Genomic DNA, 24,485 nt, shown 5'->3' on the forward strand with positions numbered 1-24,485 from the left:
GAACCCGCTCTCGGTCGGCATTGCCTATGCCATGATCGACCGCATCACCGCCGACAAGGTGCCGCTGATCACGGTCAACCACGGCCGCACCGATTCCACCGACGGACGCGTTTTCCCTTACGTCTTCCCGCTGCTGCTCAACCCCTACAGCGAGACCTCGGGCATCGTGAACTACATCGCCGCCAAGGAAGGCGGCATCGACAAGCTCAAGGGCAAGAAGATCGTCGTGCTCTATCACGGCTCGCCCTACGGCAAGGAGACCATCCCGATCTATGAATTGCTGGCGCAGAAATACGGCTTCACCGTGCAGCAGATCGAGGTGCCGCATCCCGGCAACGAGCAGCAGTCGCAGTGGCTGACCATCCGCCGCGCCAAGCCGGACTTCGTCGTCCTGCGCGGCTGGGGCGTGATGAACCCGGTGGCGCTGAAGACGGCGGTCAAGGTCGGCTATCCCGTCGACCATATCGTCGGCAATGTCTGGTCGAATTCGGAAGAGGATGTCATCCCCGCCGGCGACGCAGCCAAGGGCTACACCGCCATCACCACCCAGGCCTCGGGCAACTCCTATCCGGTGGTGCAGGAGATCGTGAAGACGGTCTACGGCGCCGGCAAGGGTAACCTTGAAGACAAGTCGCGCATCGGCTCGGTCTACCACAATCTCGGCATCGTCAACGGCATCCTCAATGTCGAGGCGATCCGTGTCGCGCAGGAGAAGTTCGGCCATCGCACGCTGACCGGCGACGAGGTCCGCTGGGGCTTCGAACACCTCAAGCTCGATCCGGCCAAGGTCGAGGCGCTCGGCGCCAAGGACCTGTTCCACTCGATCAATGTCAGCTGGGACAACCACGAGGGCGAAGGCTACGTGACCTTCCAGCAGTGGGACGGCAAGAAGTGGAACGTCGTCTCCGACTGGATCGCCCCGGACTGGGCGCTGTTGCGGCCGATCATCGAGAAGTCCGCCGAGGCCTATGCCAAGGAGAAGGGCATCAAGCTGCGCACCGCCGACGATGCCAACGCCGTGACCACCAACTGATCAGCCAGCGCCGGGCGTCGCGGACCAGTTTCCGCAGCGCCCGGCCTTTCGGTTCCTCGAACCACGGAAGGATAGCCCATGCCGGACGATGACGTCATTCTTGCCGTGGACGCGGTCCATGCCACCTACAACCACGCCATCACGGCGCTGCACGGCGTCAGCTTCAAGCTTCGGCGCGGCGAGATCCTGGCGCTGCTTGGCGCCAACGGCGCCGGCAAGACCACGACGCTGAAGGCTGTCTCCAACCTGCTGCCGGCCGAGCGCGGCCAGGTCAACGCCGGCACCATCCGCTATGATGGCGCGGATGTCTCGCGCCGCAAGCCGGGCGACCTCGTGCGCGCCGGCCTGGTGCCGGTGCTCGAGGGTCGCCACTGCTTCAAGAGCCTCACCGTCGAGGAGAACCTGGTCGCCGGCGGCATCGGCCGCAGCGGCCGCCGTGCCGAGATCAATGACGATCTCGAACGGATCTATGGCTATTTCCCACGTCTCCAGGAAAAGCGTCGGACGTTGTCCGGCCTGACCTCCGGCGGCGAACAGCAGATGACGGCGATTGGCCGGGCGCTGATGTCGCGACCGCGCCTGCTGGTCCTCGACGAACCGTCGATGGGGCTAGCCCCGCTCATCGTTCAGGACATTTTCCAGACGCTGAGGAAACTGAACCGCGAGACCGGCCTGTCGATCCTGGTCGCCGAACAGAATTCGGCGGTCGCGCTTCGTTATGCCGACCACGCCACGGTGCTCGAAAACGGCGTCTCCGTTCTCTCCGGCGCGGCTGCCGATCTTCGCCAGCGCGAGGACGTGCGCGCCTTCTATCTTGGTCAATCGACCACCGGGCAACAGCCATCGCCGGCGGCCAAGCCAAATTATCTCCATGCCGTCGCCTGAAACCAGATATCAAGGAGCAGTGAAATGACCGTCTCGACCGTCAAGACAGACCACGCCTCCGCCGCCGTGCCGCCGGTCGCAAGGCCGTCGGCACCTGCCCACATCATCAAGGACGATGCCGAAGCGATTGCAGTCGCTCATGCGCTCGCCGCCGAATTCGTCAAGGAGTCCTCAAAGCGCGACCGCGAACGCATCTGGCCGGTTGCCGAGCTCGACGCCTTTTCGCAAAGCGGCCTGTGGTCGATCAATGTGCCCAAGGCCTTCGGTGGGCCGGAAGTGTCCTACGTCACGCTGGCCAAGGTGATCGAGATCATCTCGGCGGCGGATTCCTCGATCGGCCAGATCGCGCAGAACCATCTCGGTGTCGTCGCGGCCATCCGCACCGTGTCGGATGCGGATCAGCAGAAATTGCTGTTTGCCGAAGCGCTGAAGGGCACGCGGTTCGGCAACGCCTTTTCCGAGTTCGGTTCCAAGCGCGCCGCCGATTTCGAGACCCGCTTCACCGATGCCGGCGACCATGTCGTCGTCAACGGCCGCAAATTCTATTCCTCCGGCGCGCTGCTTGCCCATCTGGTGCCGATTGTGGCGCTCGATGACGAGGGCCGTGCCTGGTATGCGATCGCCGACCGTGGCGCGCCCGGCCTGACCGTCATCGACGACTGGTCGAGCTTCGGCCAGCGCACGACTTTGTCGGGCACCGTCATCATCGACAACGTCAAGGTGCCGAAGACGCATCTGGTGCCCGGCTACAAGGGCTATGACAAACCGACCGCCGACGGCGCCATCTTCCAGATCATCCAGGTCGCGGTCGACACCGGCATCGCCCAGGCGGCGATCGACGAGACGGTTCACTTCGTCAGGACCAGGAGCCGCGCCTGGATCGACAGCGGCGTCGACAATGCCTGGGACGATCCCTACACCATCCAGGCGGTCGGCGACCTGACGCTGCGCCTGCACGCCGCGCAGGCGCTGCTGGAAAAGGCCGGCCAGGCAATCGACCGGGCGGTAGCCGAGCCGACCGCCGAGACAGTGGCGCATGCGCAGATCGTCACCGCCGAGGCGAAGATCCTGTCGACGGAGGTTGCCATCGCCGCGACCAACAAACTGTTCGAACTGGCCGGCACGCGCTCGACACTGGCCGAGCACAATCTCGACAGGCATTGGCGCAATGCCCGCACCCACACGCTGCACGATCCGGTACGCTGGAAGTACTCGATCCTCGGAAAATATTTCCTCAACGGCGAAAACCCGCCGCTGCACGCCTGGAGCTGATTCCCCACCGGCGGGCGGGCGGCCCGCCCTTCAAGATTTCGACCATCATGACCAAAGAGAGCCCAGTCACCATGTCAAATCCAACMGTCGTCGGCTTTTCCGGCAAYWTCACCCGRCCGTCMAAGACGCGCGSCTTCGTCGATCTCGTCACCAGGGACATCGCCGCGCGCCATGGCCTGTCGGCAAGCACCTACGATATCGAGGATGTCGGCCCGTCGCTGGGTACGGCAAGATGGGCGCGCGACCTCGACAGCCAGGCGCAACCGATCCTGGCCCAGATCCTCGCGGCTGACGTGCTGGTGGTCGGCTCGCCGACCTACAAGGGCAGCTATACCGGCCTGTTCAAGCACTTCTTCGACCTGATCGATCCGGCAGCACTGCGGGGCAAGCCCATCCTGTTGACCGCGACCGGCGGCGGTGAGCGCCACGCCCTGATCGTCGAGCATCAAYTGCGGCCGCTGTTCGGYTTCTTCGAGGCCTTCACGCTGCCGACSGCSGTCTACGCCACSGACAAGGATTTCACCGACGGSGTGCTGCGCTCCGATGCGATCCTGAAGCGCGCGGCGCAGGCTGTGGACGAAGTCGGCTTCGTGCTGGCCAATCGCTCGTCGGGCAGGGTCGCCGCCGAGTAGCAGCCGACCGAAATCCGCACGGGCGGCACCTTCGCTTACGTGCAATTTACGACCGCCCGATACAAAGTTCCTGTCTGATTCGTCCGGGACAGGAACACCATGAGCAAAGCCCTCACGACCTTCGCACTCGTCGCGGTGCTGACCGCCTTGCTTATGGCGCTGAGCCTTGCTGTGGCCCGGCACGGCTATCCCTATGGCGCGATCGGCGCCAGGCGGCTCGACGGCATCGCCGATGCCGGAACCTTCATTCCGCTTGCGGCGGTCTTTTTCTTCAGCGCGCTGTTGATGATGATCCTGCCGATCCGCGCGGCCAGCATCGTCCTGACCCATGCCGCCGACGCGATCTTCTGGGCGGTGATCGTGCTGTTTGCCACCATTGTCGGTGGTCTTCTTGCCCGGTGGGCTTTTGGCCAAGGCAGCGCTATGGGGGCATTGCTGAACTGGCGCTTCCTGTTTGCCGTGGCGGTCGTCGGCTGTCACTTCGTCATGAACGAACTGCGCCGCAACGTGCTCTTGCGCAGCCTGTTCTTCGTGATCTTCGCCGCTGCGACGCTGGCTTGCCTGTTCTGGTCGTTCACGCTCTGAGCGTGCTGGCCAGACTCTTTGTTTAACGCAATTCCGGACGGAAAACCGTTCACACTTTTCCTGGAATTGCTCTAGTTTCCGGCCGCGATGTGGCCGGCAGCCTGCTCCATCCACGTCCAGAGATGGGCTGCAAGGCCGCGATCGACATGGATGCGCAGCTTGCTTTCATGGCGATAGGCAATGGCGCTGATGCCGGCGAAGGCAAGTGCGGCGCTGGGGCTTGGTTGTCTGGGATCAAGCGTTGTTCCACGTGCGATAAAGGCATCGAGCGCGGGGCCTTCGACCTCGAACACCTGCAGCCCCGCGCTGATCTCCGTCACCGCAAAACCCTCCGCGTGCCAACCCGTCGCGATGACGAGGGGAGTGTTCGACACGATGAGCAGCCGGTCACGCGCTAGCCGCGCCGCATAGCGGTCGCCCTGCGCCGCGCCAAAAGCGCCTACGCCGTCGCCGTGCATGCCCGATGTCTTCGCCCACGCGTCGAGGCTGCCACTGACCAACATCTGGCTGAGGCCAGGAATCGCGCGCACCGAAAGGCCTGACGTGGTGATGACCGCCGACTGCCAGTCCGGTGCGACGGACCATTTTTCCGCGAGATCACGCATGCAGCCGGTCTCCTGCCGGGTCGAAGGCGCAAGGCGGGGCGATCGTCGCCTTGCTGGCCTTGCCGAGGTGCTGGATGTCGATCGTCTCGCCATGGCGCGCCGCGCCCCGCTCGATCAGGCCAAGTGCAACCGGTCGGCCAAGCGTCGGGCTCTGGTAGCTCGAGGTGACAAAGCCCTGGCTGTGTAGTTTGCCGTCGCTCCGCTTGATGCCATGCGCGCCCGTTGGCAGCGGCGCTTCGCCTTGCGGCACCGTGAGGCCGACAAGCTGCAGGCGGTTGTTTCGCGCAGCCTCCTCGGTGAACAGCGAACGGCGGCCGACATATTCGGTTTGGCGCTTGGCGCGCGGCCCTTCGCTGCCGAGGTCGTGCGGCAGCGTGGTGCCGTCCGTGTCCTTGCCGATGACGATAAAGCCCTTTTCGGCACGCAGGATCATCAGCGCTTCGAGGCCGATGACGACGGCATCGAACGCCTGGCCCGCTTGACGCAGGTGCGCCCACAAGGGTTCGGCGCGATCGGCGCGGATCGAGATTTCGTAACTCCTGTCGCCGGTGAAGCTGACACGGGCGATGCGAACCTCGTCACCGCTATAGCTGCCATGGCCGATCGCCATATGCGGCAGGTCGGCATCGTCGAGCGAGAGGCCCAGACCAAGAGTTTCGAGTAGCTTCCGGGCATTCGGCCCCGAAACGGTCAGCGTCGCCATGTCCGCTGTGGCGTTGTGGATATAGACCGCGTCGCGGCCAAAGCGGTCCTGGCGCCATTCCTCCAGCCGCGCATGCACCGCTGCGACATGCGAGGATGAACACGAGACGACGAAGCGATGCTCGTCCAGCCGCACCAGCACGCCGTCGTCGAAGACCACGCCGTTCTCCGACAGCATGAAGCCATAGCGGCAGCGGCCCGGCTTCAGCGTCGACATGGTGTTGTAGTAGAGGAAATCGACGAACGCGGCCGCCTTCGGGCCGATCACCTCGATCTTGCCGAGCGTCGAACCGTCTAACAGCGCCACCGACTGGCGGGCGCGCCGCGCCTCGTCCTGGATCGCGCGGTCCGCATCGGCGTCGCGGCCGCCATAGTGAGCCGGGCGCAGCCAGCCGCCATATTCCTGGAAGACGGCGCCGCTGGCGCGGTGGATAGTCTCCAGCGGCAGGCGGCGCACCGGCGCCATCAATTCGCCGACGCGCGCGCCGGCAAAGCTTGCCAGCGGCACCGGCGTGAACGGTGGACGGTAGGTTGTGGTGCCGACCTCCGGCACAGTGCGGCCGGTAATGCCGGCCATCAGCGCCAGGCCGGGCAGGTTGGAGGTCTTGCCCTGGTCGGTCGCCATGCCGAGCGTGGTGTAGCGCTTCAGGTGTTCGACCGAGACGAAGTTTTCGCGTGCCGCCAGTTCGACGTCCTTCACCGTCACGTCGTTCTGGTAGTCGATCCAGATGCGCCCCTTCGAACCGGGCACCGGCCACGCCGCTGTTATGCCGCTCGTTGCCTCCGGTCCGGTGCTGCGCGGCGCTGCTGCCTTTGTCTCGCCGAGCGACGCGACCGCTTGCTGCGCGTCGGAAAACACCTCCGGCAAGGAGACCGCGCCTGCTGCCGCACCGGCAACAGCAATGCCATCCACCGGATCGCCCGGCAGGAAGGCTGCACGTGCCTCGCTCCAGGCAAGCTTGCCCCTGGCCTGGCCGAAAAGGTGAATGGTCGGCGTCCAGCCGCCGGAGACCAGCACGCAATCGGCATCGAGCCTGGTGCCGTCATCGAGCGTCACGCCTTTGACGCGAAGCTTGCCGCTCGCGGAGGCGATGGCGCGTCCTTTGATGGCCCGCACCTTGGCCGGCGTTGCGGGCATGCCGTCACGCCTGATATCGACAAGCGTGACATCAGCCCCAGCTTCGGCCAATGCTGCGGCAACCTCGTAGGCGCTGTCATTGTTGGTGGCGACGATGATGCGATGGCCGACCAGCACCGCATGGCGCCTGAGATAGGTGAGCGCCGCATCCGCCGACAGGATGCCCGGCAGGTCATTGTTGGCGAAGGGCAAGGGCCGCTCGATGGCGCCGGTCGCCAGCACGATCTGGCGCGGCCGGACCCGCCACAGCGTGTCGCGCCGGCCATCGAAATGACGCTGGTTCAGCCCCACCAGATTGTGGTCGTAGATGCCGAAGGCGGTGGTCGAAGGCAGGATCAGGTGACCGCCGGCGGCCAACTCGGCAACCGTCTCCTCGACCCAGACGACCGCCGGTTTGCCGTCGATCTCGCCGACGCGGTGGCCAAGCGAACCACCGGGCTTCTGCTGGTCGTCGACCAGCGTGACGGACAGACCCGCGCCGGCCGCCAGCCTTGCCGCCGCCAACCCGGCCGGGCCAGCGCCCACCACCAGCACGTCGCAGTGGTGATTGATCTGGTCCGCAGTGCCCGGCGAGGTCCAGTCTGCATCGACCTTGCCCAGCCCGGCCATGGCGCGGATACGCGGCTCGAACATGTGCCAGTCCGGCCACATGAAGGTCTTGTAGTAGAACGCCGCAGGAATGAAGCGCGAGAAGCGGTCGAGGAAAGCGTTGCGGTCGGCCAGTGCACTGGGTATCGCGTTGACGCTTTTCGCCACCAGCCCGTCGCGTGCCGGCTCGGTCGTGGCGCGCGTGTTCGGCGTCGCCTGCGGGCCGCCGACATCGACCAGCGCGTTCGGCTCCTCGACGCCGGCGCCCCAAATGCCACGCGGCCGGTGGTATTTGAAGCTGCGGCCGACGACCGCGACGTCATTGGCCAGCAACGCCGAAGCGATGGTGTCGCCGGCAAAGCCGTCGACGGTCGTGCCGTCGAAGCTGAAGCGGATCGGCCTCGATCGGTCGATGGCGTTGCCGCCTGTGGCAAGACGCGAGGCGGTCACGCCGCGTGCTCCCCGCCAAGCGCGGTCGAGGACAGCACCTTATGCGAGACCGTGTCGCGTTCCATGACGAAGAATTCGCCGCAGTTCATGTGCACCCAGATCTCGCGCGCCGTACCCTTCGGATTGCCGCGCATGTAGAGATATCCGGCCCAGCGCTCGATCGGCACATCGGCGCCATCCGGTCGGACATTGCCGGCATCGCCGCCATAGTGGAACTCGGTCTCGTCGCGCGGGCCGCAGAACGGGCAAGGGAAAAGCTGCATAAGTACCTCTAATGCGCGATGCCGGAGCCGGCCGCTTCGTCGATCAACCGGCCGCTGGCAAAGCGGTCGAGATCGAAGGGACGGCTAATGTCATTGTGCTTGCCCGTCGCCAGCAAGTTCGCCAGCAGTGTGCCGCCGGCGGGAATGGCCTTGAAGCCGCCTGTGCCCCAGCCGCAGTTGAGGAACAGATTGGGCAATGGCGAGGGACCGATGATTGGTGAGGAGTCCGGCACGACATCGACAATACCGGCCCATTGCCGCATCAGCTTCAGCTGGCCGAAGACCGGGAACATTTCCAACAGGCCGGCGATCACCGCCTCCAGCGTCGGCAGATTGCCGCGCTGCGCGTATGAAGGAATCCGGTCGAGCCCGCCACCGATGACGATCTCGCCCTTGTCGGATTGGCTGACATAGACACCGCAACCGGGCGACAGCACCACTGTGTCGAGGATCGGCTTTACCGGTTCGGAAACGCAGGCCTGCAGCGCATAGGAGTTGATCGGCAGCCGGAAGCCGGCCTTGGCCGCCAGCACCGAGGAATGCCCGGCCACCGCCATGCCGATGCGTTCGGAGCGGATGGCGCCACGGCTCGTCTGGACGCCGCGGCAGCGGCCGCCCTCGATGATGAAATCAGTGATCTCGCAGTTCTGGATGATGTCGACGCCGAGCCGGCTCGCCGCCCGCGCATAGCCCCAGGCAACCGCGTCGTGGCGGGCGGTGCCGGCGCGGCCTTGCCAGATGCCGCCGAAGACGGGGAAACGCGCGTCAGGCGAAAAATTGTAGATCGGCGCCACGCGGCGCACATCCTCGGGCGAAAACAGCTCGGCATCGATGCCGTTGATCTGCATGGCATTGACGGTGCGCGCGCCGATTTCCATTTCGGCGGTCGAGTGGCAGAGATTGACCATGCCGCGCTGCGACAGCATGACGTTGTAGTTCAAATCCTTCGACAAGCCTTCATAGAGCCTGTGCGCCAGCCCGTAGAGCTCGACGCTCTCCGGATAATAATAGTTGGAGCGCACCACGGTGGTGTTGCGGCCAGTGTTGCCGCCGCCGATCCAGCCTTTTTCCAATACTGCGACCCGGGTGATGCCGTGGTTCTTGGCCAGATAATACGCCGTCGCCAGCCCGTGGCCGCCGCCGCCGATGACGATCGCGTCGTAAGACGGCTTCGGCTCGGGCGAGCGCCATGCCTGCTTCCAGCCGGTCTGGCCAGCCAGGCCCTCCTTGAACAGCGACAGAGCGGAATAGCGTCTGGTCATGGTGTGCCGGACAGGCCTGTTTTCGAGGAAAGGGCGTTGATCATGGCATGGTCTTCCGCAGGGATGGCAGCGGTACGATCGGTCATGCTCGCATCGCCTTGCCCAGCGGATCGTAGGGCGACGAAGCGATGACGCGCGCACCTCTTTCGACGCCGACGATGTGGGTTGTCAACTCGGTATCGATACCGACCGCATCTCGATCGACAAGCGCCATGGCGAGGCTCTTGCCGACCGTATGGCCATAGCCGCCCGAGGTGACGAAGCCGGCAAGCTTGCCCTTGCTCCAGACCGGTTCGTAGCCGCTGGCGTCGGCATCCACCGCGTCGATTTCGAGCGTCACCAGTGTTCGCCTGGCACCGGCCTTCTGCTCTTTCAGCACCGCCTCGCGGCCGATGAAGTCGCCCTTGTCGAAAGCAATCCAGCGGTCCATGCCGGTCTCGGCAGGCGTATAATTCTGCGTGAATTCGCGCGACCAGATGCCGAAACTCTTTTCGAGCCGCAGCGAATTGACGGCGCCGAAGCCATATTCGGTGACGCCGAGGTCGCTGCCTGCCGCCAGCAGCGCGCGGCGCAGCCCGGCATGCTCATTGGCCTGGCAATGGATCTCGTAGCCGAGCTCGCCGATGACCGACAGCCGCCCGACTTTGGCCCGCACCAGGCCGACATCCAGCGTCTTGCAGGCGAGGAAGCCAAAGCCCTCATGCGAAACATCCTGGTGCGTCAGCCGCTCAAGCAGGCGGCGCGCTTTGGGGCCGGCCAGCGAAAAGCCAACCACCGCGTCCGAAATGTCGCGCACGCTAACGCCGTCGGCGAGGTGCTGTTCGAACCAGCGCATGTGCCATTGCCGAAGATAGTAGGACCCCATGATCCACCAGCAGCCGTCGCCCCAGTTGAAGACGGTGAGGTCGCCCTTGAGCTTGCCGTTCTCGCCCAGCATCGGCGCGAGTTTCGCCCGGCCGGGCTTGGGCAAGGCGCAGGCAAGCAGCCGGTCGAGCCAGGCTTCCGCTTGCGGCCCGCTGACCTCGTAGCGCGAGAAGGCGGTGATATCGAGCAGGCCGACGCCCTCGCGCACCTCACGACATTCCCGTGCGACGATGTCGAAGGCGTTGGAGCGCTTCAGCGTCGGTGTCTCGACGAAGCCTTGCGGGGCGAAATACAGCGGCACTTCCATGCCCCACGAATTGCCCCAGCGCGCGCCGGCTGCATCCATGGCGTCATGCGCGCCGGCCGTCTTCAAGGGTCGTCCTGCCGGCAATTGCTCGTTGGGATAGCTCATGACGAAGCGGCGCGAATAGAACTGCCCGGTCGTCTGCTTGATGTATTCGCGGTTGGAGGCGAAATCGCCGTAGCGGGCGATGTCCATGCCGTAGACGTCCGCTTCCGGCTCGCCATGGATCATCCATTCGGCGAGCGACTTGCCGACGCCGCCGCCTTGCAGGAAGCCGGCCATGACGCCGCAGGCCACCCAGTAATTGGCGACGCCGCGCACTGGGCCGACCAGCGGATTGCCGTCGGGCGAGAAGGTGAAGGCGCCGTTCACCCAGCGCTTGATGCCGGCCGTCTCCAGGCAGGGGTAGCGGCTGAAGCCGAGCGCCAGTTCGTTGGCGATGCGGTCGGTGTCCTCCTGGATCAGTTCGATGCCGTAGTCCCACGGCGCACCGTCCATGTTCCAGTGCTTGTGGTTGATCTCGTAGATGCCGAGCAGCAGGCCCTTCTGCTCCTGACGCATATAGGTGAAGCCTTCGAGGTCAACGATCAGCGGCAGTTCCCGGTCAAGCGCCTGGATTTCGGGCAGCGCCTCGGTGACGAGGTAGTGATGCTCCATTGGGGACACCGGCAGGTCGATGCCGGCCATCCGGCCGACCTGCTTGGCCCACAGGCCGCCGGCATTAACGACGTGCTCGGCAACGACAGTGCCTTTCTCGGTGACCACGTCCCAACTGCCGTCGGCGCGGCGGTTGAGCTCCAGCATGCGGTTGTGCTCGATGATATCGGCGCCGCGCTTCCGTGCCGCCTTGGCATAGGCGTGCACGACGCCCGACGGGTCGATATGGCCTTCGCGCGCGGCATAAAGGCCGCCCAGCATGCCGTCGGTGTTGAGGATCGGGCAGCGCTGCTTGATCTCGTCGACGCCGACCAGATGGACATCGTCGATACCCATGGTCTGGAAGATACGATAGGAGGCCTTCAGCCATTCCCAGCGCTCCGGTGCCGAGGCGACCGAGATGCCACCGGTCATATGCATGCCGATGTTCTGGCCCGATTCCTTCTCGACCTCTGACAGCAGATCGATCGTATAGGCCTGCAGCGCGGCGATGTTGGGATCGGCGTTCAGCGCATGGAAGCCGCCGGCCGCGTGCCAGCTCGACCCAGCGGTCAGCACCTCGCGTTCGATCAGCGCGACATCGCTCCAGCCGAACTTCGCCAGGTGATAGAGCACCGAGGCTCCAACCACGCCGCCGCCGATAACGATCGCCCTGTATTGCGATTTCATGCTGCTGCACTCCGTCAGGTCATGACGGTGCATCCTATCGGCATTGTACACATGTGTCTAGTGCGTTGCCAGTGACGGGCAGGATGGTCGAACGACGAGGACGTTTCTACTGCTCGGATGTGTCTGCACTGAGGGGACGACGATTAGCAGGAACGTCCGTCCCTTCGTCATCCTGGGGCGGAGCAAGGAGCGCAGCGACGCAGCGCAGACCCCAGGATCCATGCCGGGACTCCGAAGCGCCGCTACGGTGCAGAATTCCGCTCCGCTGCACTCTATGACCAAGGTCACGGAATGGATCCCAGGGTCTCCGCGACGGAGCTTCGCTTCTGCTTCGCCCAGGGATGACGACGTTGGGGATGCTTCAGCCTATGGCTGTGTCTACCGTTTGCCGGAAAGCGTCTTCTCGACATAGCGCGCGAAGTCCTCGACATCTTCTGCCGGAGGCTCCTGGCCGGTGAAGCTGCGCAGATACGAGGCGACCTGGGCCAGGCGGGTGCTCATCGGCTCGTTGAGCTCGAGCGAGTAATAGCCGATCTGCATGAAATAGAGCACACGGGCGCGCACGAACGCGTCCTCTTCCTCATAGCCATGGCGCATGTACATGTCGCGTATGGCATTGACGCGCTCTTCGTCGGCCTCGTCGAGTGCGCGCCGGATTGCGGGCGAGCGGCGAGCCCAGGCCCTGATCGCGAAATCCAGCCGGGGATCGAACAGCCTCTCGTCGACCCAGCACTCGAAAATGCTCATCACGCCCCGAATGACCGTGGCGGAGGGCCGCGAAGCACGTTCGACGATGAACCTGGTGTTGGTTTGCCGCCAATAGTCCAGCAACTGGTCGAGCAGATCCTGGCGGCTCTTGAAATACCAGTAGAAGCTGGAGCGCGAGACGTCGAGCTGCTGGCCAAGCGTCAGCACGCGGACGCGTTCGACGCCATCCGAGATCAGTGTTTCAAGCGCCAGCTTCAGCCAGTCTTCGCGAGTGGCCTTGATGTTGCCGGTGGCGCCGGCGCGCTGGATCGTCGTTTCGAGAGCTGCCATCAGCACGACGCATGACACGCCGCACCGGGCAAATCAAGGCTATGGACATATCTGTCCAGGGCAATTCGTTTCGACCTGCAGGGCGTCTCGCGGACGTTAGCCGGTTTGGCTTTCGATGGGGCGTCGCAATTACCGCGAAGGCAAGCCCGGGAATTTTGTCGCGGCGGCCGGGTCAGTGCGTGCTTTCCCGAAAGGCATTTGTCTGGCAAATACCACTTCAGACAGATGCCGCCGCGCGGCCAACCAGCAGGAAAGACCAGGACATGGCGCAGTTTCGAAAGAACCTCATCGATGGCGAATGGGTCGGCGACGCCGGGTCCCGCAACATCAACCCCTCGGATACGGGTGACGTCGTCGGCGAATATGCCTCGGCGGGGGTCGAACAGGCCAAGCAGGCCATAGCGGCGGCCAAGGCCGCCTTTCCGGCATGGTCGCGCTCCGGTCCGCTGGCACGCCACGCGGTGCTGAAAAAGGCGTCGGACGAGATCATGGCGCGCAAGGATGAGATTGGCCGCAACCTGGCRCGCGAGGAAGGCAAGACGCTGGCCGAAGGCATTGGCGAAACCATTCGCGCCGCCCAGATATTCGATTTCTTTGCCGGCGAAACATTGCGTCTGACCGGAGAGATGGTGCCAAGCGTGCGGCCGGGTGTCGGCGTCGAGATCACACGCGAAGCGGTCGGCGTGGTCGGCATCATCACGCCATGGAATTTCCCCATAGCCATCCCGGCCTGGAAGATCGCGCCGGCGCTGGCGCATGGCAACACCATCGTCTTCAAGCCAGCCGAACTTGTTCCCGAAAGCGCCTGGTCGATCGTCGACATTCTGCACCGTGCCGGCCTGCCCAAGGGCGTGCTCAATCTGGTCATGGGCAAGGGTTCGGTGGTCGGTCAGGCGATGCTCGACAGCCCTGATGTCAATGCCATCACCTTCACCGGCTCGGTCGGCACAGGCAAGCGGGTCGCGGCGGCAAGTGTGGAGCACATGCGCAAATTCCAGCTCGAAATGGGCGGCAAGAACCCGCTGGTCGTGCTCGACGATGCCGATCTTGCGGTCGCCGTCGATTGTGCACTCAACGGCGCTTTCTTCTCGACCGGCCAGCGCTGCACGGCTTCGTCCAGGCTGATCGTGACCGAAGGTATCCACGACCGTTTCGTCGACGCGCTCAAGGACCGCATGGGCAAGCTGGTCATCGGTGACGCGCTCGACGCGCAGACCCAGATCGGCCCGGTCGTCGATGCGACACAGCTTCAGCAGGACGAGGACTATATCGCCATCGGCGTCAGGGAAGGCGCGACGCTTGCCTTCGGCGGTAAAAGGCTCGACCGCAACACACCGGGCTTCTACCTCAGCCCGGCGCTGCTGACCGAGGCCACCAACGCCATGCGCAGCTCGCGCGAGGAGATTTTCGGGCCTGTCGCCAGCGTCATCCGTGTCAAGGACTATGACGAGGCGCTTTCCGTCGCCAATGACACGCCTTTCGGGCTGACCTCAGGCATCTGCACATCGAGCCTGAAGCACGCGACCCACTTCAAGCGCAATTCGGAGGCCGGCATGGTGATGGTCAATTTGCCGACGGCCGGCGTCGACTTCCACGTTCCCTTCGGCGGCCGCAAAGGCTCGAGCTTCGGCCCGCGCGAACAGGGCCGCTATGCCGCTGAGTTCTACACCACCGTCAAGACCGCCTACACATTTGCAGGCTGATCGGGCGCCGGCTCATCGGCCGGCGAGCTTTCACCGCGGAACAGGTATGAGCCAATGGCATTGCAGGAACTGACCTGGCTCAACCCGCCGCCGCATCACGCTATCGACGGCGATGCGGTGCGGGTGCGCACCGGCAAGGAGACCGATTTCTGGCGCGAGACCTTCTACGGCTTCTGGCGCGACAGCGGCCACTTCCTGCATCGGCCGGTGGAGGGCGATTTCACGGCCGAAGTCACCGTCAAGGGCAACTACGAGGTGCTCTATGACCAGGCCGGGCTGATGATCCGGCTGAGCGAAACGAACTGGATCAAGGCCGGCATCGAATACACTGACGGCCTTGCCTATTTCTCCGTCGTCGTCACCAATGACACATCGGATTGGTCGCTGGTTGCCATTCATGCCGATCCCAACGGCGTCAGCATTCGCCTGACCCGCCATGGCGAGGCGATCCGCGTCCAGTACCTCGATGCTTCGGACGGCCACTGGAAGCCGGTGCGGCTTGCCTATTTCCCGGTCTCGAAGGCGGTCGATGTCGGTATGATGTGCTGCTCGCCGCAACGCGAGGGTTTCGAGGTCACATTCTCCGGATTTTCGGTCGGCCCGCCGATTTCACGGGAGTTGCACGACTGACGCCTGGCGACATCTGCGGCCACAGGTCTATCTCGAACCCCTCTGGCAAGAACTTCAGCTGGCAGGCCGCCTTACCAGGGGACGTGTAGGATCTCCAGCTTAGGCAAGCCGACCGGCCGGATGCCGAGATCGTTGGCGAGCATGCCAAAGGCTTCGGTCTCGATCAGGTCGCGATAGGGGATTTCGGGGAAGCGAAGGCCGCCGCGATGCAGAGCGGCATCGACCAGCAGCATGGTCCCGCCGACCGCATCGAGGCCGATGATGTCGAGATGCCTGACATCGCTGAGATGATAGCGGTTTGGCGTTTGCGCCGGAGGCTGGTGGAGCCCGCCGCGTATGTCGCGGTAGTAGCGATAATCCTTGATCTGTCGTCTGATCACGAAGCTGTTGAGGTCGAAGCTGCCGCCGCCGGCGATCTTCACGCAGTTGGGCACCGCGATGCGATGTCCCGTGGCGATCAGCCGGTTCAGGGCATCGCCGGGAAAGCGCCAGACGTCGATATCGATCCACAGCGCCCAGTCGTCGTCTTCCTTCAACCCGTGATCGATCAGGTAATTGCGCACCTTGGCAATCGCGCCGCGCCTGACGCGCTGCATGCGAGGCTTTGCCCGTTTTGCCCTGTCGAGCTTGGTCCCGACCTGTCTTTGCAGCAGGACGATGTCGCGATATTTGCCGGCCAATTCTGCTGTGGCGGCCTTCAGCCGCTCCCAGCTTCCGTCCTGGCTGTCGCCTTCGCAGAAGACCAGCTTGATCCTGTCCTTGGGGTAGTCGAGCCCGTCCAGCGCATCGAGAAACGGTTGGATAAGGTCGGCGGCGTCGCGAAGCGGCACCAGAATGGCAATGTTTCGGCCTGAAGGCGGCGCGGCCGCCAGAACCGCCTTGTCGACGCCCGCTTTCGCCACGGCCTCATCCAGATACGCGCCGCGCGTCAGCTGGTACCGGAGCCGATAGGCTCGGTTGCGCAGCTTCGTCGTCCATTTCGGTGGCGGCTCCGGGGTCCACCATGTGCCGGCCCAGTGGTGGATCGAAAGTGCTGGCGTGTCGTCGCCGGCCTCATGCTCCGTGCTGCCGGCCGATGTCACAGGCGTGAACAGGCCGGAAGGATGGATGGCGAAGGCCGCCTGATCGCTGTAGCCGCGTTGCGCGGAGGTCAGCAGACAAGGGCCGGTCGCGTCGAGTATGTCCTTGGCGCCGGCAAGTCCAGGCATCATGGACAGGAGATGCAGCCAGAACGGATGCCGGGGCGGGCTCGCCATTGTCCCGTTGAACAGCAGATAGGGCAGACTGCGGAAATCCGCCTGAACGGCTGCGTGCGACGCCGGCTCCTTGCACAGCACGACACGGGTCTCGTCCATGATCGGATCAAAGGCGGCGACGCATTCGCAGTCGATGTCGGCGTAGACCCCGCCAAAATGATGCAGAAGCATATAGCGGGCCGCGTCCGACCGCTGCACGCCATTCGTGTAGCTGCAGAACATCGGCAGGAAATCAGGGTAGTGCTCGGCCACGAATTCGRGCAGCATCCTGTCGCTCCAGAACATCACCGTCCAGTGCGGATTATGCCGCTTCCAGGTGTCGGCATATGCCTGGAAGCGTGCGGGAAGGGTGTCGCTCTTCCATGTCTGGTGCAGGATTGCTGGAATCATCCGATGGTGCCGTTCAGTCCAAGCCCGTCACGAACGGCGTCGCGGATCGCTTGCGGGCCGAACCTTGCCCATACCGCGTGGTGCGCGCGAAGCCGTTGCCGCGCCCTGCGTTCGGGATCGAGACAGAGTCCGATGGCCATCTCGGCAAGCGTTTCGTCGGAGGGAGAGAGCAGCACCTCGTCGTTTTCGACCAGGTCCAGGCCTTCCGCCGCGATCGGCGTCGCGATCACCGGCACGCCCGCGGCCATTGCTTCCAGGATCTTGATGCGTGTGCCGCCGCCCGCCGTCAGCGGGACGATGGTCAGATGCGCGCTGGACAAGAGCGGCGCCACATCCACGGGGTCTTCGATGAGTTCCACACCGGGCAATCCAGCCAATGCCTGCACCTCCGGTGTCGGGGTGCGTCCCGCCAGGACGAGCCTGGCATCCGGCAGGGCTTTGCGGATACGAGGCAATATGACACTGGCCAATCGCTGCGCGGCATCGACGTTTGGCGGATAGGCGAGATGGCCGATGAACACGATCACCGGGAAGCCGTTGCCGGTCGACGGCTCGGCAGGCAGGGGCGCGGGACCATCCCCGGCTTGCGGAATTCCGTTCGGAACGACGTCGATCGGGATCTCGTGCCGGGAAAGCGTCATCAGCTTCTGGCGATCCAGGTTCGAGCAGACCCAAACCCTGTCGACAAGGTATAGGGCCTTCCTCTCGAGGAATCTGACGCCGAATGCCGCCGCGGTTCGCTTGGCACTGAGTCGCCTGATCTGTCCGGCCAGGTCGGACTCGACATTGTGCATGTCGAGAATGAGCTGCTCCGCCAGCGGCCGCAGGGGCCGCAGCAGCTTGAACAGGCTGACGCCCTCGACAATGATGGTGTCCGGGCGGAATTCACGGGCGAGCGCCTCGAGCCGCGTCAGGGCGGAACGCGGTATACGGCTCTCCGCTCTTGAGCGCCACCAGCCGATCGAGGCCGTGCGGGGCTCTCCCGCTATCGACAAGTCCTCGACGCGGATCAACGGACCGGGAGCATTCCTTGCTGTCTTCGGCTTCACCGAAACCAGGCAGACCGGTCCGAACCTGGCGGCCGCTTCGGCGTTGCGGTAGTTTCTCAGATCCGAACCCGAAGCCGGCGGAAAGGCCGGGTCTTGCGACACGACCAGCGTGCGCTTTTGGGCCGCGTGCGCGAGAGTGGCTGCAGCTGGATGCGCGCCTGTACCGCCCAATGCGGACGCCTGGGGCGTTGTGCCCGGCAGAGGGCCTAATTCAGATGGCATTTCAGAACGATTCCGTGATCACAAGCATCGGCGCCACCTTGTTTAGCTGAACAAGGCTTTCGTCAAGCACTGCATATTTTGAATACTGCCGCCCTGAGCCCTCCGCGGGCCGGCGGCGTTATCGCCTGGACCAGGCCAGCCAGCGCGCCGCCAAGCGCCTGCGCAACGAGGTGAACCGGGTTCGCCTGTAGGCGTCGCCCGCCATCTTGATGCCTTGCGCCTGCGTCGGGAAGGGATGGATGACATCGGCCAGGGCATGCAATCCCATGCCAGACCTGATGGCGAGCGTCACCGCATTGATCATCTCGCCGGCATGGCTGGCGACGACCGTCGCCCCGAGGATACGGTCGGATCCCTCCCGGACATGGATCTTGACGAACCCTTCCTCCTCGCCGTCCATGACGGCACGGGCGACATCGTGCATCAGCACCGTATAGGTCTTGACTGGAATGCCGTTCCGGCGCGCCTCGATCGGATAGAGCCCGACATGGGCGATTTCCGGATCGGTATAGGTGCACCAGGGAACGACGAGCTCGCTGAGCCTTTCGCGCCCGCGAAACAGGGCATTGCGCACGACGATGCGGGCGGTTGCTTCGGCGGTATGGGTGAACTTGTATTCCAGACACACATCGCCCGCCGCGTAGATGTGCGGATTTGTGGTTCTCAGGTGATCGTCCACCTTGATGCCATTGGCGTCATACGCCACCCCGGCGTCTTCCAGGCCGAGGCCATCGACATTGGGCGAACGGCCGACGCCGGTGATGATCTCATCGACGGAAATCGTCGTCGTGTCGCCGTCCCGCATCAGGTCGGCGAGTTTCTTGCCGCCCTCCATCCGCACCGCCACCACCTCGGTGTTAAGGCGCACCTCGACGCCCTCGCGCGCCAGCGCGTCCGAAAGGATCTGCGCCGCGTCGCGTTCCTCGCCGGGCAGGAACATTGGATCGTTTTGCGCCAGGATGACCTTCGCGCCGAGCAGGCAGAAGGCCTGCGCCGTCTCGCAGCCAAGCGGGCCGCCGCCGATGACGAGGAGCCGCTCAGGACATTGCGTGAGGTTGAACATGCTTTCGTTGTCGAGATAGCCAGCCTCGGCAAGTCCAGGGATCGCCGGTCCGCTCGGATGCGCGCCTGTTGCGACCAGGGCCTTCTTGAAATGCAGCGTCTTGCCGGCGACCTCAACCGTGTCAGGTCCACCAAAGCGGGCATCGCCGAAATAGAGGTGGATGCCTTCCGAAGCGATGGCCGCGGCCGAATCGGCGCGGCTGAGCCGCTGCCGGATCTGCCGCATCCGCATCATGGCCCGCTCGAAGTCGACGCGAAGACGCTCCGGCGTGTCGCCGCCGAAATTCTCGGCATCGCGCATGTCGGCATAGAGCCTGGCCGTGCGGATGATCGACTTCGACGGGACGCCGCCGACATTGACGCAGGCGCCACCGATCAGCCCGCGCTCGATCAGCGCAACCTTGGCGCCGAGGCTCGCGGCATCACGCGCCGCGGTCAGCCCGGCGGGCCCGGCGCCTATGACGACGAGATTGTAAGGGCCGTCGGGGGTCGGGTTCTTCCAGTGCGGCGGATGCGCGGCCCGGATCAGCTCGACGTCATTGTGGTCGACAGGGAAGGCGGCGGCCTTTGTCCGTTCACGCGCCATCGCGGCCCCCTGAAGCGGGGTTCGGCTGCGACAGCCAGCCGCCGGTGAAACCGGCTTTGCTCAGGCCGCGGCGGATGTGAGGATTGGATCGCATCAGCCTCCAGATCAGGCGCGAGCGGTGGTTCTCGATCATCATCACCACGATGCCCTGGTCCAGCCCGTAATGGCCTTCCGACACCCAGCCATTGCGGCCAAATTTTCGCCGGTTGGCCAAGGTCGGATTGAAGCCGCTCGGCAGCCGGAAATTGTCGATCACCTCCGGAAAACGGTCGCCGAGATGGCGCAAGGCGGCGAGGCAAATGTCAGGCGCGAAAGGCAGCGACGCCGGATAGGACCATGGCGCGATCGTCCCGTCATCCGGCCCGAACGGCGCGCCGCGCGCGGCATAGCCGGAAAACCGGTGCCGCCGTCGCTCGACACTGGCGCGGAAGCCGCCTGGCCCGTCGCCGGCGGAGAGCCCCCACAGGTTCTCGCCATAGCCGTCGAAGCCATAGGGGTTGTGGCGGGCATAGTCGCGCTGCAGATAGGTCGAGCGGCGGCTGTTTTCGAAATAGTCCGAATTCTTCTCGCGCATGAAGGCGTCGCGGATGCCGGCGAAATCGATCCAGGCATGCGAGAACTGATGCATGAACAACGGCCCGCCATAGAGCACGTCATGGCCGTAGATGTTTTCCCACTGATAGGTCGCCGTCCAGGCCTCGTAACTGTCGTCGGAGGTCGGGCGCTCGGGCGAGGCCATCGACAGCACATAGAGGATGGTCGCTTCGTTGTAGCCTTCCCAGCCATAGTGCAGAAAACCGCTCTTCGGCTTCCAGCCTTGCCGCAAGGTCGGAGTGCTGCCTTGCGCCCATCGCCAGTCGACGCGCCGATAGAGCGCTTCGGCCAGTTGCCGGATTTCGGCTTCCTTCTCGTCCACGCCGGAGAAATAGGCGCCGGCCACCAGTATGCCGGCCAGCAGCAAGGCGGTGTCCACCATAGACAGCTCGCAGCGCCAGACACGCAGGCCGGTGCGCATGTCCAGGAAGTGGTAGTAGAAACCCTTGTGACCGGTGACCTCTTCGCCGCTGCCTTGCGGGCTGGCCGAGAAGAAACGCAGCGCCGCAAGCGTAAGCTCCACCGCCGCCGCGCGTGTCATCCAGCCGCGYTCGACSCCGAYCGGRTAGCAGGASAGCGCAAARCCGACGACGGCGATGCTGGCCGGCGAGTTCGGCCGTGACGTGTCGGCGACCAGCCCGTTGTCGGGGTTCACAGTCTCGAGGAAATAATCGAAGGCCGCGCGCTGGTAGCGGTCCAGAAGCTCGTCATCGGACAGCGCGGCAGGTTCTGTTCTAGGCAAACGATGCAAACTCCAACCTGATGGACGCGATCCCCAGCGGTGGCACGGTTAGGTCGAACTCAAGGGTCCGGTTGCGCCAGACGACCGGTTGTTCCTGCTCCGGCGTTGCCGAGGCCGCATGCAATCGCTCGACCATCGCCGGGCTCAGATATTCGGGGCTTCCCATCGTCACCCATAGCGCCTTGGCGTTGGCATTTTCTGCATCGATGCGCCGGATGGTAGTCACTGCGGGCCGCGGAGCGTTCTGGAGTTCGATATGGACGGTCTCGTTCGTAATCGGATGCCGCGGCAAGGCGAAATTGGAGATGAGCACGGTCAGCGAATTTCCATCACGGATGCACCAGCCATCGATGGTTGGATGATCGCCTCCCATGGACAGTATCTCTGTTCCAAGCCCGTGCAGCATTTCAAAGGCACGGTAAGCCGGTTTGGCGATGCCGTGAAGGTTCATCAGGCCAAAGCCACCATGAAACGGCACCGAGGGAAAATAGTTCTCCTCGAAAATATCCGAAAAGGTCCAGTAGCTGTAGCCCTGAACCAGTCCTCTCGCTTCCATCACCGTCTTGACGATGAAGGCGGCGGCATACGGCTCGTCATGCATCGGATCGCGCGGGTTCGAAGACGTGCACCATTCGGTGTAATAGAGCGGACGATCACCAGCTTGCTGGCGCGCGGTGTGCGCCTCCTCGCGCAACGCACTTCTTGTGCTTTCCGAAAGTTGGGTTTCGGTGTCGTCGCCAGGTTGGCCGAAGGCATCGGTTGGATAGTGGTGCGTGCTGATGAAATCGGCTGGAAGGCTATTCTGCCCACAATAGGCAATGAACTCATCGATCCAGGCATTGTCGGCGGTCGCTGGTCCGCCGACCTTCAATTGCGTGTCGACGGATTTGATCGCCTTTGCCGTGCTGGCATACAGCTTGAAGTAATCCTCCTGCTTGCCGCTGCCGAACGCCTCGAGATTGGGCTCGTTCCAGACCTCGAAGAACCATTGGCGCATTTCCTCCAGGCCGTAGCGGTCRACCCAATGGCCGACAAGCTTGGTGATAAGGGTCGCCCACTGGCCGTAATCCTTCGGCGCACTGACATTGGCGCGGTAGTGGAAGATGATCTGCCCACTGGACGAAAGCATGGTCGGCATGAAGCTCAATTCGACAAAGGGCCGCATGCCGATCGACAGCAGAAAATCGAAGATCTGGTCGGCATTGAAGAACGAATAGAGCGGCTGGTCGTCCTGGTCGATGAGCGTGCCCATGTCGTCATCGAGCAAGCCGTGAAAGCGGACATGGCGAAAGCCGAGCTCGTCATGCGCGCGGCGCATCTGTGCCTGCCAGTCCGCACGCARCGCCAGCGTTGCATGGCCACTGCCGACCGTATGCTCCCAAAAATGCGGAAAGTCCTCGCCCTGGACGCCGAGATCGCAGCGAAAAGTCACGTCCATGGCGCCGTCTAGGGGAATGTTTGCCTGTCGTATGTTCTGCATTGCCGACTATACGCCGAGCGGCCGGCATTCGTTGCCTTGTCACGCGGATTTGTAGTTGCCGTCAATACGTGGCGCGCCCGCCGGAAACGTCGAAGACGGCGGCCGTCGTGAACGAGCATTCTTCCGAGGCGATCCAGCAGATCAGCGCCGCCACCTCTTCGACCTCGCCGAAGCGCGCCATCGGTATCTTGGACAGCATGAAGTCGATATGCTCCTGACTCATCTGCTTGAAGATCGCGGTGCGCACGGCCGCCGGGGTCACGCAATTCACCGTCACCTTGGTCTTGGCCAGTTCCTTGCCGAGCGACTTGGTCAGGCCGATCACCGCCGCCTTTGAAGTGCTGTAGGCGGAGGCATTGGGATTGCCTTCCTTGCCGGCGATCGAGGCGATGTTGACGATGCGGCCATAATTGCGCTCGAGCATGTGCGGCACCAGCGCYTTGTTGCAGTAGAAGACGCCGTTGATGTTGATGTCGATGACCTTCTGCCAATCCTCGACCGAATAATTCCAGGTCGTCATGTTCGGTCCGGTGATGGCGGCACTGGTGACCAGGATGTCGACGCCGCCAAGGGCTTCGATCGTCCGTGCCGCGGCGCCTGCAACGCCGGCGGCATCGGCGACGTCGATGGCAATGCCGTGCAGGCCGGGGATGACAGCCTTTGCCTGTTCGATCTGGGCCGGATCGCGATCCCAGACGCTGACACGCCCGCCCTCGTCGACGATCCTCTGCGCGACCGCCAGGCCGATGCCCGAGGCGCCGCCGGTGATGACCGCCGACCGGCCGGCAAAGCGTCCCACGAAGTTCATCGGCATCTGATTCTCCCCCTGTCTATGCTGGCTGAAGCCGCCATTGGCGGAGACTGTGAGGTCATGGCCGGGCAAGTTCAAGCCGGCATGCAGGCCGATCGTCTGGGCCAATGCCTGGCTCGGATCAGTCGGGATTTCCCTCGAGCTGCTGGCGTAGAGCTTCCACCATCGCCACCAGTGCCGGTCCGATTTCGGCATGCGCGCGTTGCTCGGTGATAATCTCGCCGATGCCGCCGCAGGTGATGGCGACCAGCGGCGAGCCGTCGCGCGGGCGGAACGGCACGCCGACTGCGTGGATGTAGCTGTGCCAGGCCCCGAACGAGGTGACATAGCCGAGCTGCTTGTACTGGGCGATCGCGTCCTCGATGGCGGCAGCGATCATTGCTGCCTTGTCGGGCTCCGCCTCCTGCAGTGCACGCACAAGGCTGGCACGTTCTTCCGGCAGAAGCCCCGCCGCATAGGCAAGCCCCATCGAAGTCTTCCAGATCGGCAAATAAGAGCCCGGATTGAGCCGCAGCGTGACCAGGCTCTCCGACCGGCAATTGGCGAGATAAACCATGTTGAGGCTGTCGCGCGTACCGATCGCCACCGCCGCGCCCGTCAAATCGGCCAGAGGCTGCATCAGCGGCCTTGCGATATGGACGACCGCGCTGGAACTGAGCGCCGAATAGCCGAGCGCCACGGTTGCCGGCCCCAGGCTGTAGCGGCCGAGGTCCTTGTCGTAGAGGAGGTAGCCGAGCGCGCTCAGCGTGTAGGTGATGCGCGAAACCGTGGCCTTGGGCAGGCCGGTGCGCGCGATGATGTCCTGGTTGCCGAGCGAGGCGTCGCCCGGCCGGAAGGCGCGCAGTATGCCGAGCCCGCGCACCAGCGACGACGAAAGCTGCGCGCCGTCGCCGTCAACTTCCGTCTCGTCCCTTGTCGCTCGCTTGCGCACGCTGGCGATCTTTCTGGCGGAGTGTCCACCGGTCGGGCCGGTCTAGCCGGCGCGGTACAGTCAAAAATGAAATTAAATTCCA

20 protein-coding genes are annotated in these 24,485 nt (G+C 64.1%); 7 read left to right on the top strand and 13 right to left on the bottom strand.

Features of this window, described 5'->3' with window-relative positions:
• The 5 genes from AC1DX0_RS11150 to AC1DX0_RS11170 all read left to right on the top strand — a co-directional run.
• Nucleotides 1-1,033: ABC transporter substrate-binding protein (locus AC1DX0_RS11150; protein ID WP_477355351.1), on the top strand; the 1,033-nt coding region annotated here is incomplete at its 5' end.
• A gap of 78 nt (nucleotides 1,034-1,111) precedes the next feature.
• Complete coding sequence (locus AC1DX0_RS11155; protein WP_477218487.1) at nucleotides 1,112-1,918, top strand: ABC transporter ATP-binding protein; 807 nt, start codon at nucleotides 1,112-1,114, stop codon at nucleotides 1,916-1,918.
• Between the two features lie 24 nt (nucleotides 1,919-1,942).
• Nucleotides 1,943-3,190 carry an SfnB family sulfur acquisition oxidoreductase gene (locus AC1DX0_RS11160; RefSeq protein ID WP_477218486.1) on the top strand — a complete coding sequence of 416 codons (1,248 nt, stop codon included), beginning with the start codon at nucleotides 1,943-1,945 and terminating at the stop codon, nucleotides 3,188-3,190.
• A gap of 71 nt (nucleotides 3,191-3,261) precedes the next feature.
• The gene (gene msuE, locus AC1DX0_RS11165; protein ID WP_477355354.1) at nucleotides 3,262-3,822 is read left to right on the top strand and encodes an FMN reductase; all 561 of its coding nucleotides are present in this window, start codon (nucleotides 3,262-3,264) and stop codon (nucleotides 3,820-3,822) included.
• Between the two features lie 99 nt (nucleotides 3,823-3,921).
• Nucleotides 3,922-4,407 carry a hypothetical protein gene (locus tag AC1DX0_RS11170; RefSeq protein ID WP_477218484.1) on the top strand — a complete coding sequence of 162 codons (486 nt, stop codon included), beginning with the start codon at nucleotides 3,922-3,924 and terminating at the stop codon, nucleotides 4,405-4,407.
• A 71-nt stretch (nucleotides 4,408-4,478) separates the two neighbouring features.
• Here the strand turns inward: AC1DX0_RS11170 and AC1DX0_RS11175 are convergent, their stop codons facing one another.
• From AC1DX0_RS11175 to AC1DX0_RS11200, 6 genes are all read right to left on the bottom strand, one after another.
• Nucleotides 4,479-5,012 (bottom strand): hypothetical protein, encoded by a 534-nt coding sequence (locus AC1DX0_RS11175; protein ID WP_477218483.1) that lies wholly within the window; start codon nucleotides 5,010-5,012, stop codon nucleotides 4,479-4,481.
• The gene (locus AC1DX0_RS11180; protein WP_477218482.1) at nucleotides 5,005-7,890 is read right to left on the bottom strand and encodes a sarcosine oxidase subunit alpha family protein; all 2,886 of its coding nucleotides are present in this window, start codon (nucleotides 7,888-7,890) and stop codon (nucleotides 5,005-5,007) included. Before AC1DX0_RS11180 ends, AC1DX0_RS11175 begins: the two co-directional genes overlap by 8 nt.
• Complete coding sequence (locus tag AC1DX0_RS11185) at nucleotides 7,887-8,153, bottom strand: sarcosine oxidase subunit delta (protein ID WP_477218481.1); 267 nt, start codon at nucleotides 8,151-8,153, stop codon at nucleotides 7,887-7,889. The genes AC1DX0_RS11180 and AC1DX0_RS11185 overlap by 4 nt, the downstream gene beginning before the upstream one ends.
• An 8-nt stretch (nucleotides 8,154-8,161) precedes the next feature.
• Nucleotides 8,162-9,415, bottom strand: coding sequence for a sarcosine oxidase subunit beta (locus AC1DX0_RS11190; RefSeq protein WP_477218480.1), 1,254 nt, complete (start codon nucleotides 9,413-9,415; stop codon nucleotides 8,162-8,164).
• An 82-nt stretch (nucleotides 9,416-9,497) separates the two neighbouring features.
• Nucleotides 9,498-11,909, bottom strand: a complete 2,412-nt coding sequence (locus tag AC1DX0_RS11195; RefSeq protein WP_477218479.1) for a GcvT family protein — start codon at nucleotides 11,907-11,909, stop codon at nucleotides 9,498-9,500.
• 378 nt (nucleotides 11,910-12,287) lie between these two features.
• On the bottom strand, nucleotides 12,288-12,947 hold the full coding sequence (locus AC1DX0_RS11200; protein WP_475454175.1) for a TetR/AcrR family transcriptional regulator: 660 nt from the start codon (nucleotides 12,945-12,947) through the stop codon (nucleotides 12,288-12,290).
• 263 nt (nucleotides 12,948-13,210) lie between these two features.
• On the opposite strand from AC1DX0_RS11200, the gene AC1DX0_RS11205 reads away from it, so the two are divergent.
• Nucleotides 13,211-14,650, top strand: a complete 1,440-nt coding sequence (locus AC1DX0_RS11205; protein WP_477218478.1) for an aldehyde dehydrogenase family protein — start codon at nucleotides 13,211-13,213, stop codon at nucleotides 14,648-14,650.
• A gap of 54 nt (nucleotides 14,651-14,704) precedes the next feature.
• Nucleotides 14,705-15,280, top strand: a complete 576-nt coding sequence (locus tag AC1DX0_RS11210; protein ID WP_477218477.1) for a DUF1349 domain-containing protein — start codon at nucleotides 14,705-14,707, stop codon at nucleotides 15,278-15,280.
• A gap of 71 nt (nucleotides 15,281-15,351) precedes the next feature.
• Here the strand turns inward: AC1DX0_RS11210 and AC1DX0_RS11215 are convergent, their stop codons facing one another.
• The 7 genes from AC1DX0_RS11215 to AC1DX0_RS11245 form a co-directional block, all read right to left on the bottom strand.
• Nucleotides 15,352-16,926 carry a glycosyltransferase gene (locus AC1DX0_RS11215; RefSeq protein ID WP_477355357.1) on the bottom strand — a complete coding sequence of 525 codons (1,575 nt, stop codon included), beginning with the start codon at nucleotides 16,924-16,926 and terminating at the stop codon, nucleotides 15,352-15,354.
• Nucleotides 16,923-18,197, bottom strand: coding sequence for a glycosyltransferase family 4 protein (locus AC1DX0_RS11220; protein WP_477218475.1), 1,275 nt, complete (start codon nucleotides 18,195-18,197; stop codon nucleotides 16,923-16,925). Before AC1DX0_RS11220 ends, AC1DX0_RS11215 begins: the two co-directional genes overlap by 4 nt.
• A gap of 118 nt (nucleotides 18,198-18,315) precedes the next feature.
• The gene (locus tag AC1DX0_RS11225) at nucleotides 18,316-19,845 is read right to left on the bottom strand and encodes a mercuric reductase (protein WP_477218474.1); all 1,530 of its coding nucleotides are present in this window, start codon (nucleotides 19,843-19,845) and stop codon (nucleotides 18,316-18,318) included.
• Nucleotides 19,835-21,181 (bottom strand): glucoamylase family protein, encoded by a 1,347-nt coding sequence (locus tag AC1DX0_RS11230; protein ID WP_477355359.1) that lies wholly within the window; start codon nucleotides 21,179-21,181, stop codon nucleotides 19,835-19,837. The genes AC1DX0_RS11225 and AC1DX0_RS11230 overlap by 11 nt, the downstream gene beginning before the upstream one ends.
• Nucleotides 21,174-22,619 (bottom strand): GH39 family glycosyl hydrolase, encoded by a 1,446-nt coding sequence (locus AC1DX0_RS11235; protein WP_477218472.1) that lies wholly within the window; start codon nucleotides 22,617-22,619, stop codon nucleotides 21,174-21,176. Before AC1DX0_RS11235 ends, AC1DX0_RS11230 begins: the two co-directional genes overlap by 8 nt.
• A gap of 103 nt (nucleotides 22,620-22,722) precedes the next feature.
• Nucleotides 22,723-23,475 (bottom strand): SDR family NAD(P)-dependent oxidoreductase, encoded by a 753-nt coding sequence (locus tag AC1DX0_RS11240; protein ID WP_477219088.1) that lies wholly within the window; start codon nucleotides 23,473-23,475, stop codon nucleotides 22,723-22,725.
• Nucleotides 23,476-23,593: 118 nt separating this feature from the next.
• Nucleotides 23,594-24,403 (bottom strand): IclR family transcriptional regulator, encoded by an 810-nt coding sequence (locus AC1DX0_RS11245; protein WP_477218471.1) that lies wholly within the window; start codon nucleotides 24,401-24,403, stop codon nucleotides 23,594-23,596.
• Nucleotides 24,404-24,485: the final 82 nt, after the last annotated feature.

This window comes from Mesorhizobium sp. P3_A9, from assembly GCF_056402975.1.

Coding starts and splice junctions, on each gene's coding strand:
- AC1DX0_RS11170 (WP_477218484.1), top strand. CDS start 3,922: ATGAGCAAAGCCCTCACGACCTTCGCACTCGTCGCGGTGCTGACCGCC.
- AC1DX0_RS11210 (WP_477218477.1), top strand. CDS start 14,705: ATGGCATTGCAGGAACTGACCTGGCTCAACCCGCCGCCGCATCACGCT.
- AC1DX0_RS11220 (WP_477218475.1), bottom strand. CDS start 18,197: ATGCCATCTGAATTAGGCCCTCTGCCGGGCACAACGCCCCAGGCGTCC.
- AC1DX0_RS11190 (WP_477218480.1), bottom strand. CDS start 9,415: ATGACCAGACGCTATTCCGCTCTGTCGCTGTTCAAGGAGGGCCTGGCT.
- AC1DX0_RS11225 (WP_477218474.1), bottom strand. CDS start 19,845: ATGGCGCGTGAACGGACAAAGGCCGCCGCCTTCCCTGTCGACCACAAT.
- AC1DX0_RS11155 (WP_477218487.1), top strand. CDS start 1,112: ATGCCGGACGATGACGTCATTCTTGCCGTGGACGCGGTCCATGCCACC.
- AC1DX0_RS11175 (WP_477218483.1), bottom strand. CDS start 5,012: ATGCGTGATCTCGCGGAAAAATGGTCCGTCGCACCGGACTGGCAGTCG.
- AC1DX0_RS11200 (WP_475454175.1), bottom strand. CDS start 12,947: ATGGCAGCTCTCGAAACGACGATCCAGCGCGCCGGCGCCACCGGCAAC.
- AC1DX0_RS11185 (WP_477218481.1), bottom strand. CDS start 8,153: ATGCAGCTTTTCCCTTGCCCGTTCTGCGGCCCGCGCGACGAGACCGAG.
- AC1DX0_RS11160 (WP_477218486.1), top strand. CDS start 1,943: ATGACCGTCTCGACCGTCAAGACAGACCACGCCTCCGCCGCCGTGCCG.
- AC1DX0_RS11195 (WP_477218479.1), bottom strand. CDS start 11,909: ATGAAATCGCAATACAGGGCGATCGTTATCGGCGGCGGCGTGGTTGGA.